Source organism: Gordonia sp. SGD-V-85 (genome assembly GCF_001456905.1).
GTDB classification, from domain to species: Bacteria; Actinomycetota; Actinomycetes; order Mycobacteriales; family Mycobacteriaceae; genus Gordonia; species Gordonia hongkongensis.
Map to the genome: position 1 here is coordinate 44,694 of NZ_LNQO01000004.1, position 13,788 is coordinate 58,481.

The 13,788-nt window shown below is 68.7% G+C and carries 11 protein-coding genes and 1 riboswitch; of the genes, 4 read left to right on the forward strand and 7 right to left on the reverse strand.

The window, feature by feature from the left end; genetic code table 11:
• Positions 1 to 23: 23 nt before the first annotated feature.
• Entirely contained in the window at positions 24 to 857 is an 834-nt protein-coding gene (gene ppk2, locus AS181_RS05680) for a polyphosphate kinase 2 (protein WP_058250637.1), read from the reverse strand.
• 100 nt (positions 858 to 957) lie between these two features.
• Between ppk2 and AS181_RS25115 the strand changes: the two genes are divergently transcribed.
• On the forward strand, positions 958 to 1,335 hold the full coding sequence (locus tag AS181_RS25115; protein ID WP_175404279.1) for a three-helix bundle dimerization domain-containing protein: 378 nt from the start codon (positions 958 to 960) through the stop codon (positions 1,333 to 1,335).
• 48 nt (positions 1,336 to 1,383) lie between these two features.
• Here AS181_RS25115 and AS181_RS05690 read toward each other — a convergent pair whose 3' ends face one another.
• The 4 genes from AS181_RS05690 to AS181_RS05705 form a co-directional block, all read right to left on the reverse strand.
• Positions 1,384 to 2,610 (reverse strand): acyl-CoA dehydrogenase family protein, encoded by a 1,227-nt coding sequence (locus tag AS181_RS05690; RefSeq protein WP_058250638.1) that lies wholly within the window; start codon positions 2,608 to 2,610, stop codon positions 1,384 to 1,386.
• A gap of 113 nt (positions 2,611 to 2,723) precedes the next feature.
• Positions 2,724 to 3,212: a histidine phosphatase family protein gene (locus AS181_RS05695; RefSeq protein WP_058250639.1), complete on the reverse strand. Its 489-nt coding sequence runs from the start codon at positions 3,210 to 3,212 to the stop codon at positions 2,724 to 2,726.
• Positions 3,213 to 3,229: 17 nt separating this feature from the next.
• On the reverse strand, positions 3,230 to 4,060 hold the full coding sequence (locus AS181_RS05700; RefSeq protein ID WP_058250640.1) for a CbtA family protein: 831 nt from the start codon (positions 4,058 to 4,060) through the stop codon (positions 3,230 to 3,232).
• A gap of 6 nt (positions 4,061 to 4,066) precedes the next feature.
• A complete protein-coding gene (locus AS181_RS05705; protein ID WP_058250870.1) occupies positions 4,067 to 4,303 on the reverse strand; it encodes a CbtB domain-containing protein in 237 nt (78 codons plus the stop codon).
• 57 nt (positions 4,304 to 4,360) lie between these two features.
• Positions 4,361 to 4,455: riboswitch (cobalamin riboswitch) on the reverse strand.
• Positions 4,456 to 4,516: 61 nt separating this feature from the next.
• Between AS181_RS05705 and AS181_RS05710 the strand changes: the two genes are divergently transcribed.
• A complete protein-coding gene (locus AS181_RS05710) occupies positions 4,517 to 9,130 on the forward strand; it encodes an ATP-dependent helicase (protein WP_058250641.1) in 4,614 nt (1,537 codons plus the stop codon).
• A gap of 8 nt (positions 9,131 to 9,138) precedes the next feature.
• Positions 9,139 to 9,930, forward strand: coding sequence for a DNA-formamidopyrimidine glycosylase family protein (locus tag AS181_RS05715; protein ID WP_058250642.1), 792 nt, complete (start codon positions 9,139 to 9,141; stop codon positions 9,928 to 9,930).
• A 16-nt stretch (positions 9,931 to 9,946) separates the two neighbouring features.
• On the opposite strand, the gene AS181_RS05720 is transcribed toward AS181_RS05715, so the two are convergent.
• Both AS181_RS05720 and glpD read right to left on the reverse strand, forming a co-directional pair.
• Positions 9,947 to 10,369, reverse strand: coding sequence for a pyridoxamine 5'-phosphate oxidase family protein (locus AS181_RS05720; RefSeq protein WP_058250643.1), 423 nt, complete (start codon positions 10,367 to 10,369; stop codon positions 9,947 to 9,949).
• 91 nt (positions 10,370 to 10,460) lie between these two features.
• A complete protein-coding gene (glpD, locus tag AS181_RS05725) occupies positions 10,461 to 12,203 on the reverse strand; it encodes a glycerol-3-phosphate dehydrogenase (RefSeq protein ID WP_058250644.1) in 1,743 nt (580 codons plus the stop codon).
• A gap of 76 nt (positions 12,204 to 12,279) precedes the next feature.
• On the opposite strand from glpD, the gene glpK reads away from it, so the two are divergent.
• Entirely contained in the window at positions 12,280 to 13,767 is a 1,488-nt protein-coding gene (glpK, locus tag AS181_RS05730) for a glycerol kinase GlpK (protein WP_058250645.1), read from the forward strand.
• Positions 13,768 to 13,788 lie beyond the last annotated feature (21 nt).

Genomic DNA, 13,788 nt, shown 5'->3' on the forward strand with positions numbered 1-13,788 from the left:
GACTGCGGTTCGGTTTCGGGTCGTCAATACGGGGTCGGGATCCAGTGCAGGGCCTGCTCGGGTGGCCGATAGTCCTTGGCCTTCTGCCGCTTCGGCAGTTCGATCCGGGGACGTTCGAGCGGCGTGTAGGGAACCTGACCGAGAAGGTGCTCGATCACATTCAACCGACCCCGTTTCTTGTCGTCGGTGGAAACGACATACCAGGGCGCCCAACCCGTGTCGGTGAACCGGAACATCTCGTCGCGGGCCCGCGAATAGTCGTACCAGCGGCTGTAGGACGCGAGGTCCATGTCGGAGAGCTTCCAGATCTTCCGCGGATCGTCGATCCGGCTCTGCAGGCGAAGGGTCTGCTGTTCCTCGCTGATCTCGAGCCAGTACTTGAGCAGGATGATCCCCGACTCGACCATCGACCGTTCCACCGTGGGCACCTGTTCCAGGAACTGGTGTGCCTGCTTCTCCGTGCAGAATCCGAGCACCCGTTCGATGCCGGCCCGGTTGTACCAACTGCGGTCGAAGATGACGACCTCGCCGGCCGCGGGCAGATGCGGAATGTACCGCTGGAGGTACATCTGCGACTTCTCCCGTTCGGTGGGCGCGGGCAGCGCGACCACGCGGAAGACCCGCGGGCTCACCCTGGCCGTGATCGCCTTGATGACTCCGCCTTTGCCCGCCGTGTCCCGGCCCTCGAAGACGATGCAGACCTTCGCCCCGGTCGCACGGACCCACTCCTGCATCGCGACCAACTCGGCGTGCAGCGGTTCGAGATGCTTGCGGTACTTCTTGCCCGACATCGGGCCCGCCGGGCCGCCGTGATCCGGGCCTCGGAGTTCACCCGAGGACGATGAGTAATCTGGCATGGCCGTACGCTCCCGTGGCTGGACCGAATGACTAACTGGTCATTCTGTGCCACGTCCGAGGCATCCGCGCGGTAACCGACGAAGAGGACGCGCAATTGTCGTGGCAGGTACGGAGCACACCGTCGCATGCTCGATCGTGACCAGTCGTTTCCCCGATGAGCCTGCAGCCGCAAAGGTTTTCCCGCAGAATGTCCCAATGGCTCGGGTTGAGGAGATGCTCGAAGTCGAACAGGTGATTCGTCGCCTGATCGCACGGTTTCCGGTTATGGCTGTCGACGACATCGACGCACGTGTGCACGCCGTCTACGGACGATTCGCCGACTGCAAGGTCAGGCTCTTCGTGCCGTTGCTGATCGAGAAGGCGGCTCGACGCGACATCGAGGACTTCCTGGCACAGCCGGACCACCTGACGCTCGTGTCGCCGACGCCCGGCACCACGCCGCAGACGGTCGAGGTCCGGGCCGGCGAGGTCGCCTGAACCCGGCCCGATCGTGTCGGCATGGTCCGACACGACCGGGCCTGTTCGTCAGCCCCGCAGCAGCCCCTTGGCGACGTGGGTCACCTGGATCTCGTTGCTGCCGGCGTAGATCATCAGCGACTTGGCGTCGCGCGCAAGCTGCTCCACGCGATACTCGGCCATGTAACCGTTGCCGCCGAACAACTGCACCGCCTCCATCGCGACGTCGGTGGCCGCCTTCGACGAGTAGAGCTTCATCGCCGACGCCTCGGACAAGCTCAGCGGCTTGCCCGCCTTGCCCCGCTCGAGGGCACTGAAGAGCATGTTCTGGACGTTGATGCGCGCGACCTCCATCTCGGCCAGCTTGAGCTGGATGAGCTGGAACTGTGCGATCTCCTGGCCCCACAGCTTGCGGTTCTTCGCGTAGTCGATCGAAAGCCGTTGCGCCTCGTTGATGATGCCCAGCGACAGGGCCGCGATCCCGACCCGCTCCGCGGTGAAACCGGCCTTGGCGCCTTCGGATCCGCGCGCGTCCGAACCGGTGTCCTCGGTCTCGCCGAGCAGGCGGTCCTTGCCGACGCGCACGTTGTCGAAGAACAGCTCGCCCGTCGGCGAACTCATCATGCCCATCTTCTTGAACGGCTTGCCCTGGGTCAGTCCCGGCATCCCCTTGTCGAGGACGAACGACAGGACCTTACGGTCCCGCATCGGGGTGCCGCTGCCGTCGTCGAGCTTGGCGAACACGACGATGGTGTCGGCGTAGGGGCCATTGGTGATGAAGGTCTTCTGTCCGTTGAGGATGTAGTCGTCACCATCGCGACGGACCGTCGTCTTCATACCGCCCAGCGCGTCCGATCCGGAGTCGGGTTCGGTGATCGCCCAGGCGCCGACCTTCTCCATCGTGACCAGTTCGGGCAGCCACCGCTTCTTCTGGGCGAGCGTGCCCTTGCCGCGGATGGTCGAGGCGGTCAGGCCCATGCTCACGCCCAGGGATGCGACGAGACCGAGACAGACCCCCGCCAGTTCGATGTTGACCATCATGAACATCGAGCCGCCCATACCGCCGCCGTCGCCTGAGGGCTTCTTCTTCTCCCCGTTGGCCTCGGCCTCGAGTTCCTTCTCGAGAGCGTCCTTGGCCATCGCGTCGACACCGAAGCTCGACAGCAGTTTGCGGGTGATGTCGTAGGGCGGCAGCGTGCCGGATTCGAGTTCGTCGAGATGTGGCCGGATCTCCTTGTCGATGAACGCCCGCAGGGCGTCCCGAACCATCAGATCTTCTTCGGACCACTCGAACATCGTCACACTCCCAGACCGGTGTCCGCGCAGGGGCGAACACGTTTCAGTTTTGTCGTCCCCAACTGTGTCAGGAGTCACTGCCGATGTCTAGGTACGTCGTCGCAGATCTGTTCCTACCGAGCATCGGTGCAGGTGTAGTGGGTGGCCGGGCGCACCTCCCGCGCGAAGAACCCGTCCGCATCGACGCACAGCAGGGCCTGCGCCACCGGCATCGCGACCACCACGTAGCCATCGCCGTGCTCGGCCTGCCCGGCACGCCAGGCATGGACTCGGTCGACGAACTGCGCGACACTCTCACCCCCGTGCGGGCGGGCCTCCGGGTCGGTGAACCACCCGCCGAGGTCGATCTCCTCCGGGGACAGGCCCGACCACGCACCGACATCGAGCGTCCGCAGCGCGTCGTCGACGATGAGGCCGCGTGTCGCGCCGAGTATCTCGGCGGTGTCGCGGGTCGCCGCCTCCGGGCCGCAGATGTCGATCGGGCGCGTGAGCGACGCGCTCAGAGCGAGCACGTCGCGTCGACCCCGCTGATCGAGAACCGGGTCACCGCCGAATCGCACCGACCGGTTGGGGCCGGTGCGACCGGCGGTGATGATCTGCATGCCGTGCGTTGATCGCCTCAGTTCGGCGCGGAGACCGCGCGAGCGCGGTCAGTCGCCCGCGACCGGGCCATCGCCCCCACGATCAGTGCGAACGAGACGGTGAGAACCGTCCACAGAATGACCTGGTTGGCGATCGCGTACACCCGGAAATCCCCGATCACGTCACCGGGGAAGCCCGGGAACACGACCTGTCCGGCGTCGTCGCGGACCGGGCCGGGGACCTCGCTGAACGACGGCAGGACGGCGAGCACGATCGCGATGCCGGCCAGATAAGCGACCGTGGCGGCGACCGCCGAGACCAACCCACCGATGCGCGGGCGCAACCACGACGCCAGGACCACCGCCGCGATGGCGAGGATCACCGACGACACGGTGATGGTGAGGAAGGCACCGGTTCGTTCGCCGATGGTGTCGTCGTCGCCGACGGCGGGTGGGTTCGCCGGGAAGGCGAAGAACGGTACGGCGAAGACGGCGACGAAACCGATGCCGCCGAGCACGCCGGCGACCGCACGGGGATCCGTGGCCGGATGACGGCTGCCGACGTGGCTCCACAAGACCGTGAACGCCACCGCGAAGAACGCGCCCATGCACACCGCGAACACGACGTTGCCGATCCCCGCGCCGAGGTTCTCCTGCATCGCGCGGGTGAACAACTCTCCGCCCTCACCATGGGTGTGACCACCCGGTTCGGCGGCATGGGCCAGGGCATCCTCGGCCGCCGAGCGGGCGCTCTCGTAGTCGATGGCCTTGCCCACGACGGGTTCGAGGTAGAACCGCGCGAACACGAACGAGACGATGCCGGCGATCAGACCTGCGAGCAGGCCGGCGCCGATGAACTTCTTCTCCATGTCGACTCAGTGGCAGGGGAAGCCGAGGAAATGGCGGGCGTCGTGCACGAACTCGTGCACGTGGGTGTCGGAGCCGAAGACCGACACGACTCCCTGGTCGTAACCGAGGAAGTAGTACGCCAGCCCGGCGAGCAGCACGGTCAGGCTGAGCCAGAGCGCCGCGCTCGCGACGGAGATGTTCGGTACGGGCAGGGCACGGGCCGGGGCGACCGGTGATGCCGCCTCGGTACGGGGAGCTGTCATGGTGGGTCCTTTCGCCGATCTCGCGTCGGAGAGTTCACGGGTGGTGCACGCCGGCACGGCATCCTGACCCACGCATGCCCCGTCACGTCGACCGTGTCGATCTGGGCTGCGTTCACAGTGGCGCGACCGTTCCGGACTCTCACCGGATTCCCCGTACAGGCGTGAGGAGACTGTATACCGCGTTCTGTCGTACGCGTGCGACATAGTGGAGAGATGCCCCGCCCCTCGGTGCTCGACCGCTTCACCGCCCCCACCCGGCGGTGGTTCTCGGGTGCGTTCACCGCGCCCACCGCTGCGCAGAAGGGCGCCTGGACCTCCATCGCCGACGGCGCGAACACCTTGGTCATCGCACCAACCGGGTCCGGGAAGACCCTCGCCGCGTTCCTCTGGGCTCTCGATCGGCTCGCCGCCGACGCCGGCAACCGTCCCGCGGGCACCAAGGTCGTCTACATCTCGCCGTTGAAGGCACTGGCCGTCGACGTCGAGCGCAACCTGCGCGCACCGCTGACCGGCATCACCCGGGCGGCCCAGGAACTGAACCTGCCGGAGCCCAACATCACCGTGGGCGTGCGGTCGGGCGACACCTCCGCCGCCGATCGGCGTGCGCTGGTCAAAACCCCACCCGACATCCTCATCACCACCCCCGAGTCGCTGTACCTGATGCTCACCTCGGCCGCGCGGGAAAGTCTCACCGGCGTCGAGGCGATCATCGTCGACGAGGTCCACGCGGTCGCCGCGACCAAACGAGGTACCCATCTCGCGCTGACCCTCGAGCGCCTCGACGAACTGCTGGACAAACCCGCCCAGCGGATCGGCCTCTCGGCGACGGTCCGCCCGCCCGAGGTGGTCGCGGGGTTCCTGTCCGGCGCCGCGCCGTGCCAGGTGGTCAAACCCAAGGCCGACAAGACATTCGACCTGCGCGTCGACGTCCCCGTCGAGGACATGGCCAACATCCCGCCGCCGGTGTCCGATGCCGACCCCGCGGCGCTGGACGACGCGTTCTCGCCGACTGCCGGCTCGTTGTGGCCGTACGTCGAGGCCTCGATCGTCGACCAGATCGAGGCGAACCGCGCCACGATCGTCTTCGCCAACTCCCGACGCCTCGCCGAGAAACTCACCGCTCGGCTCAACGAGATCCACGCCGAGCGCCACGGCGAGCCTGCCGAACCGACCGGCAATCCGTCGGTCGCGGGCGGCGCCCCGGCGTTCGTGATGGGCAGCGGCGCGAGCTCCGGCGCAGAGCCGGTTCTCGCCCGCGCCCATCACGGCTCGGTCAGCAAGGAGCAGCGCGCCCAGATCGAGGACGACCTGAAGGCCGGCCGCCTCTCGTGCGTGGTGGCCACCAGCTCACTCGAACTCGGCATCGACATGGGTGCGGTCGATCTCGTCATCCAGGTGGAGTCCCCCCCGTCGGTGGCGAGTGGACTGCAGCGGATCGGCCGCGCCGGGCACCAGGTCGGCGAGATCAGCCAGGGCATCCTCTACCCCAAGCACCGCACCGATCTGCTGCACTGCACGGTGACGGTGGGCCGGATGCTCGACGGCGCGATCGAGGAGATCAAGGTCCCGCAGAACCCGCTCGACATCCTCGCCCAGCAGACCATCGCGGCGGCCGCGGTCGACGACCTCGAGGTCGATCACTGGTACGAGGTCGTCCGGCGCGCGGCTCCCTACCGCGAACTGGGCCGGGGCGTCTTCGACGCGACCCTCGACCTGGTCGCGGGCCGCTTCCCGTCCGACGAGTTCGCCGAACTGCGCCCCCGGGTGAACTGGGACCGCGACGCCGGAGTCATCACCGGCCGGCGCGGCGCCCAGCGGCTCGCCGTCACCTCGGGCGGGTCCATACCCGACCGCGGGCTCTTCGGCGTGTTCATGGTCGGCGAGAAGGCCACTCGCGTAGGCGAACTCGACGAGGAGATGGTCTACGAGTCCCGGGTCGGCGACGTGTTCGCGCTGGGCGCCACCAGTTGGCGGATCGAGGACATCACCCACGACCGCGTACTCGTCTCCCCCGCGTTCGGTCAACCGGGCCGGTTGCCGTTCTGGATCGGTGACGCGATCGGACGCCCCGCCGAACTGGGCGCCGCGATCGGCGCCTTCACCCAGTCGATCGCCGATCCCGGGAAGCTCGACGACCAGGCGGACCGACTCGGGCTCACCGACAACGCCCGCAGCAACCTCGCGACACTCATCGCCGAGCAGCGCGAGGCGACCGGGCACCTGCCCACCGACCGCACGCTGGTCGTCGAGAGGTTCCGCGACGAGCTCGGCGACTGGCGGGTGATCCTCCACTCCCCCTACGGCTTACGTGTACACGCCCCCTGGGCCAGTGCCATCTCGCAGCGCCTGCTGGAGACCCTCGGCATCGAGGGCGCCACCACCGCCTCCGACGACGGCATCATCCTGCGGATGCCCGACACCGACGACGCCCCTCCCGGAGCCGATGTGTTCCTCCTCGACCCCGACGAGGTCGAGCAACTCGTGACCGACGGTCTGGCCGACTCGTCGATGTTCGCGTCCCGTTTCCGCGAATGCGCCGCCCGCGCCCTGCTCTTGCCGCGCCGAGATCCGGGCCGGCGCGCCCCGTTGTGGCAACAGCGCCAGCGCAGCGCCCAACTGCTCTCCGTCGCATCCAAATTCCCCGACTTCCCGATCGTGCTCGAAGCCGTCCGCGAATGCCTGCAGGACGTCTACGACCTCCCCGCCCTGCTCGATCTGCTGACCCGCATCCGCACGCGCCGGATCCGGGTGGTGGAGACCGAGACCCAGAGCCCGTCTCCCTTCGCCGCGTCGCTGCTGTTCGGGTACGTGGGAGCCTTCATGTACGCCGACGACGCGCCGCTCGCCGAGCGCCGCGCGGCCGCACTCTCCCTCGACACCAGCCTGCTGGCCCAGTTGCTCGGGCGCGTCGACCTGCGCGAGCTCCTCGATCCGGCGGTCATCGCCGACGTGATCGCCCGGCTCCAACGCCTGTCCCCCGAGCGTCAGGCGCGCGACGCCGAGGACATCGTCGACCTGCTGCGATGGCTGGGCCCGCTCACCACCGAGGAGGTCGCGGCCCGGTATCGCGGCGACGAGCCGGCCGCCGACCTGCTCACCGAGTTGCACCGGGTCGGGCAGATCATCTCGGTCAACCACAACGCACGTGCGCTGTGGGCGGCCATCGACGACACCGCCCGCCTCCGTGACGCCCTCGGAGTGCCCGCACCTCTCGGCATCCCGGCGGCCTATCTCGAGGAGGTGCCCGACCCCGTCGGAGACCTCATCGGCCGGTACGCCCGCACCCATGGCCCGTTCACCGTGCCCGAGGCCTCCGCGGCTCTGGGTATCGCGACCGGGGTCGTGCGCGACACCCTCAACCGTCTCGCATCGGAGCGACGCGTCGTCGAGGGTGATTTCCTGCCGGAGAGCGGCGAGGCCACACCTCGCGAGGGCCAGTGGTGCCACAGCGACGTGCTGGGTCAGATCCGACGCGGTTCCCTGGCGGCGAGCCGCGCCGAGGTGGCTCCCGTCGGTACCGACGTCCTCACCCGATTCCTCCTCGACTGGCAGCACGCGTCGTCGGGCACCCAGCTCCGGGGTGTCGACGGAGTGGCGACGGTCATCGACCAGCTGGCCGGGTTCCCGTTGCCGGCGTCCGCGTGGGAGTCCCTCGTACTGCCGGCCCGGGTGTCCGATTACGCGGCGCCGATGCTCGACGAACTGCTCAGCGCCGGTGAGGTCATCTGGTCCGGACACGGCCGCATCGGGAACTCCGACGGCTGGGTGGCTCTGCATCCCGCGGACGTCGCCGTCCTGACGCTGCCCGACGCCGACGAGATCGACACCACCCCGGTGCACGACGGGGTCACGGCCGCACTCGAACCCGGTGGTGCCCTGCGGTTTCCACAGATCGCCGCCGACATCGGCACCGGCACCACCACGCCGGCCGCCGACATCGAGACCGCCCTGTGGGACCTCGTGTGGGCGGGGCGGGTCAGCAACGACAGCTTCGCGCCCGTCCGCGCCCTGCTGCAACCGCGGCGCAGCCCGTCCGCACCGCGCTCGGCGCCCGCGCATCGGGCACGCGGACGCGCACCCCGGCTCCGGGCCGGCCGCCTGTCGGCCCGGTACCTCACCGAACACTCCGTCGCTCCCCCGGTGTCGCCGACGGCGAGTGGCCGCTGGTTCGCCCTCGACCACCCGTCCACCGAGCCGACCATCGCCACACAGGGCCTCTGCGATCAGTTGCTCACCCGATACGGCGTGATCACGCGCGGCAGCGTCGTCTCGGAGGAGGTGACCGGCGGCTTCGCGCGGGTCTACAAGGCGCTCACCGTCTTCGAGGACAACGGTCATGTTCGTCGCGGTTACTACGTCGACGGCCTCGGCGGGGCGCAGTTCGCCTCGCCGGCCACGGTCGACGAATTGCGCCGGCATGCGCTGCCCGATCGCAAAGCGCCCCGCGAGGCGACCGTGCTGGCCGCGACGGACCCGGCCAATCCCTACGGGGCGGCGCTCGAGTGGCCGGCGTCTCGCGACACCGAGGCCGGTCACCGCCCGGGCCGCAAACCGGGGGCGCTCGTGGTGATCGTCGACGGTGACGTGGTGTGTTTCGTCGAACGCGGCGGCAAGACGCTGCTGACGTTCAGCGACTCGATCCCGCGGCTGGAGTCGGCCGCGGGCGCGCTGGTCGCACTGGTCCGGAAGGGCCGGATCGCACGTCTGACGATCGACCACATCGACTCGGAACCCGTGCGCGCCACCGACTTCGGCAAGGTGCTCGTCGAAGCGGGATTCTCGACGACCCCGCGCGGCATCCGGCTGCGTTTCGGTGATCATGCCTGAGGCGGACCATGCCTGAGGGCGACACCGTCTTCGCCGCCGCCGCACGACTGCGGGCGGGGCTCGCGGGACGGGTGCTCGAGTCGTCGGACTTCCGCATCCCGTCGCTGGCCACCGCGGACCTCTCCGGACGCGAGGTCCTCGCGGTGCGATCGGTGGGCAAGCACCTGCTGATCGACGTCGCCGAGAGCGGTCCGGGTGTCGGCGACACCCTGAGCATCCACTCGCATCTGAAGATGGAGGGCGCCTGGCACGTGCACCCGCGGGGGCAACGGTGGCGCCGCCCGGCCTACCAGGCCCGCGTCGTCTTGCGCACCGCCGACCATGAGGCGGTCGGTTTCGACCTCGGCGTACTGGAACTGCTCGCCGACCCCGACGCCGCGCTCGCCTACCTCGGCCCCGACCTGCTCGCCGACGACTTCGATCGGGAGGAGGCGATCCGACGCCTCGGTTCCGACCCGGACGCGACGATCGGTGCGGCCTTGCTCGACCAGCGGCTGATCGCGGGAATCGGCAACGTCTTCCGCAGCGAGATCTGTTTCCTGCGGCGAGTCCTGCCGACCCGGCCGGTCGGCGAGGTCGACCTCGGGCCGGTCGTGGACCTCAGCCGACGCCTGCTGTGGGCGAACCGGATGCGGTCGGCCCGTACCACCACGGGCAACACGTCGCCGAATGCGCGGATGTGGGTCTATGGACGCCACGGGCGGCTGTGCCGGCGCTGCGCCACCCCGGTGAAGCGGGGCGAACTCGAATCCCCCGGCGGCGAACGATCCGTCTACTGGTGTCCACGGTGCCAGGTGTGATCCGACCGAGGCCCCCTCACACGGGGTAGCGCTCCGGTTCGGGCCCGAACTCGAAGCGGCGGGCGGTGATCGAGTCGACCGCGATCTCCACGTAGTTGTACTTCATCGTGGCGATCCACGGGCGCAGCGGCAGCTGGTCGGCCGCCTCGATCTCGTGGAGCGACACCAGGATCCGCGCCGTCCCCTTGGCAACGACACTCCACCCGTCGGTCTCGGTGTGTCCGTCGGCCTCGAACGCCACCCGGGAATTCACAGCCAGCTCCGACAATTTCGTGCCCTCGCCGGACCGCAGCAGGATGCGGCCGTCGTGCGCATGGAAGTTCACCGGGAAGATGTCGGGTTGACCGTTGACGGCCAATGCGATCCGACCGAGCTCGGTTCCTCCCAACAGGTCCCAGGCCTGGTCGGTGGTGAGTACCCGTACCGATTCGTCGACCATGATCTCGTCTCCTTCTTCCCCCACCCCGATCGTGCCGCGGCATCAGGGGGCGGAGACAGAGGCCAACGTCCCGACTCGACCGGAGCCACCGTCATTTCGGAACGGGCACCGGCTCCAGGATCTCGGCCCGGGCCTCGGGGGCCGCGGCGCGCAGGGCGTCGGCGGAGTCGTCGTCGGGTTGCTGCTGCGAGGCCACCTCGGCCTCCACGCGCGCGACGTAGGTCGCCACCTCGAAGTCGCGTTGCTCGGTGGTCCAGCCGAGGAGGGGCGCCAGCAGGTCGGCGACCTCGTCGGCGCAGTCGACGCCACGATGGGAGTATTCGATGGCGATGCGGGTCCGCCGGGCGAGGACGTCCTCGAGGTGCAGCGCCGCCTCGTCGACCGCGGCGTACACCACCTCCACGCGCAGATACTGCGGCGCCGCGGCCAGCGGTTGCAGCAGGCTCTTGTCGCCATCGGCGTAGTAGAGCACGTCGTCGATGAGTGAGCCGTACCGGTTGAGCAACCGCCTAATGCGGTACGGGTGCAAGCCGAAACGCTGCCCCAGGTGTTCGCACTGGTTGATGAGCGCGAAGTAGCCGTCGGCGCCGAGCAGCGGGACCCGTTCGGTGATCGACGGCGCGACGCGGGTGGGGATGAAGTCGTTGCAGGCGTCCACGGCGTCGGCGGCCATCACCCGGTAGGTGGTGTACTTGCCGCCCGCGATCGACACGAGACCGGGTGCAACGGTCGCGACCGCGTGCTCGCGCGACAGCTTCGAGGTCTCGTCGTCCTCCCCGGCCAACAGCGGCCGGAGGCCGGCGTAGACGCCTTCGATGTCGTCGTGGTTGAGCTTGGTGACCAGGACCTCGTTGACGCGTTCGAGGATGTAGTCGATGTCGGCGCGGGTGGCGGCCGGATGCGCGAGGTCGAGGTTCCAGTCGGTGTCGGTGGTGCCGATGATCCAGTGCGTCTCCCACGGGATGACGAACAGCACCGAGTTGGCGGTGCGCAGGATGATCGCGGTCTCGCTGACGATCCGGTCGCGCGGCACCACGATGTGCACGCCCTTGGAGGCCCGGACCTTGAAATGCCCGCGCTGCTTGGACAGTGCCTGCACCTCGTCGGTCCACACCCCCGCGGCGTTGATCACGCAATGGGCACGGATCTCGGTCACATCGCCGTTCTCGGTGTCGCGCACCCGGACTCCGAGCACCCGGTCGGATTCGCGCAGGAATCCGGTGACCTGGGTCGAGGTCCGGATGACCGCACCGTAATTGGCCGCTGTGCGGGCGACCGTGAGGCTGTGCCGCGCGTCGTCGACGACGGTGTCGTAGTACCGGATCCCGCCGATGAGCGAGCTGCGCTTGAGTGCCGGCGCCACGCGCAGGGCACCCGATCGGGTGACATGACGCTGTCCGGGAACGGACTTGGCGCCGCCCATCCGGTCGTAGAGGAAGATGCCGGCTCCGACATACGGCCGCTCCCACACCCGTTGCGTGAGGGGATACAGGAACGGCAACGGCTTGACCAGATGTGGCGCGAGGAACCGTAGCGACAACTCGCGTTCGCGTAGAGCCTCACGCACGAGGCCGAATTCGAGCTGCTCGAGATAGCGGAGGCCGCCGTGGAACATCTTCGACGACCTGCTCGATGTGCCCGAGGCGATGTCGCGCGCCTCCACGAGCGCCACCCGCAGGCCGCGCGTCGCCGCGTCGAGTGCGGCGCCGACGCCCACCACGCCGCCGCCGATGACCACGACGTCGAACTGCTCCTCCCCGAATCTCCGCCACGCCTCGGCGCGGTAGAGGGGCCCCATGTCGGCCGGCCGGTCCGGGTTGAACTCGGTGTTCATGGTTGCCGAGCCTAATTGATCTCGGCGAGTCGGACAGCGTGCGACACTGTCCGGCGTGGGTAGGTCAGGCAAATACGTGGCGGCGATCGACCAGGGCACCACCTCGACCCGGGCGATGATCTTCGATCACAAGGGGCGCGTCGTCGGCGTCGAGCAGCTCGAACACGAACAGATCTTCCCGCGCGCGGGCTGGGTCGAGCACGACGCCGCCGAGATCTGGCGTAACACCCGGCGCGTCGGCGCCGCTGCCCTCGCGTCGGCCGAACTGACCGCGAAGGACATCGTCGCCTGCGGCCTAACCAATCAGCGCGAGACCACCGTGATCTGGGAGCGCGACACCGGCAAGCCGGTGCACAACGCCATCGTGTGGCAGGACACGCGAACCGATGATCTGTGCACCGAGCTCGCCGGAGATGTCGGCATGGACCGGTTCCGCGATCGCTCCGGCCTGCCGTTGTCGACCTACTTCGCCGGCCCCAAGGCCCGCTGGCTGCTCGACTCCGTGGACGGCCTCCGAGAACGCGCCGAGAACGGTGAATTGTGCTTCGGCACCATGGATTCCTGGATGGCGTGGAACATGACCGGCGGCGTCGACGGCGGCCAGCACGTCACCGACGTCACGAACGCCTCGCGGACGATGCTCATGGACCTCCGGACTCAGCAGTGGGATCCCGACATCTGCGCCGAGATGGGCATCCCGATGGCCATGCTGCCCGAGATCCGCAGCTCCTCGGGCGATTTCGGCGCCCTTCGCGGCAACGGACCGCTACCGGGCGTGCCGCTGGCGGGCATCCTCGGGGACCAGCAGGCAGCGACGTTCGGCCAGGCCTGCCTGGACCCCGGCGAGGCCAAGAACACCTACGGCACCGGGAACTTCCTGCTTCTCAACACCGGTACCGAGCCGGTCTTCAGTGAGCACGGACTGCTCACCACCGTCTGCTACCGCATCGGCGACGAGCCGGCCCGCTATGCGCTCGAGGGTTCGATCGCGGTGACCGGTTCGCTCATCCAGTGGCTGCGTGACAACCTCGGCCTGATCCCGCAGGCATCTGACGTCGAGAAACTGGCGGCCGGGGCCGACGACAACGGCGGCGTCTACTTCGTGCCGGCGTTCTCCGGACTCTTCGCGCCGCGCTGGCGCCCCGATGCCCGCGGCGTCATCGTGGGTCTCACCCGGTTCGCCGACAAGTGCCACATCGCCCGAGCCGCACTGGAAGCCAGCGCCTTTCAGACGCGGGAGGTCATCGAGGCGATGCAGGCCGACTCCGGGGTCGAACTGTCGACGCTCAAGGTCGACGGCGGAATGGTCGTGAACGAACTGCTCATGCAGTTCCAGGCCGACATCCTCGACGTACCCGTCGTGCGGCCGGTCGTGAACGAGACGACCGCTCTGGGCGCGGCCTATGCGGCCGGCCTGGCCGTCGGTTTCTGGGAGAGTGAGGACGACATCCGCGCCAACTGGGCCGAAGACCGCCGGTGGGAGCCTGTGATGGCCGCCGACGACCGCGACCGCCTCTACGCGGGATGGAACCGAGCCGTCGAGCACAGCTTCGGCCTGACCTGACCGGCGCGACGGCGCCGCCGT

Bases quoted from the DNA above. Each gene is read 5' to 3' on its own strand.
- ppk2 (WP_058250637.1), bottom strand. From the start codon at position 857: ATGCCAGATTACTCATCGTCCTCGGGTGAACTCCGAGGCCCGGATCAC.
- AS181_RS05690 (WP_058250638.1), bottom strand. From the start codon at position 2,610: ATGTTCGAGTGGTCCGAAGAAGATCTGATGGTTCGGGACGCCCTGCGG.
- AS181_RS05695 (WP_058250639.1), bottom strand. From the start codon at position 3,212: ATGCAGATCATCACCGCCGGTCGCACCGGCCCCAACCGGTCGGTGCGA.
- AS181_RS05700 (WP_058250640.1), bottom strand. From the start codon at position 4,060: ATGGAGAAGAAGTTCATCGGCGCCGGCCTGCTCGCAGGTCTGATCGCC.
- AS181_RS05705 (WP_058250870.1), bottom strand. From the start codon at position 4,303: ATGACAGCTCCCCGTACCGAGGCGGCATCACCGGTCGCCCCGGCCCGT.
- AS181_RS05710 (WP_058250641.1), top strand. From the start codon at position 4,517: ATGCCCCGCCCCTCGGTGCTCGACCGCTTCACCGCCCCCACCCGGCGG.
- AS181_RS05715 (WP_058250642.1), top strand. From the start codon at position 9,139: ATGCCTGAGGGCGACACCGTCTTCGCCGCCGCCGCACGACTGCGGGCG.
- AS181_RS05720 (WP_058250643.1), bottom strand. From the start codon at position 10,369: ATGGTCGACGAATCGGTACGGGTACTCACCACCGACCAGGCCTGGGAC.
- glpD (WP_058250644.1), bottom strand. From the start codon at position 12,203: ATGAACACCGAGTTCAACCCGGACCGGCCGGCCGACATGGGGCCCCTC.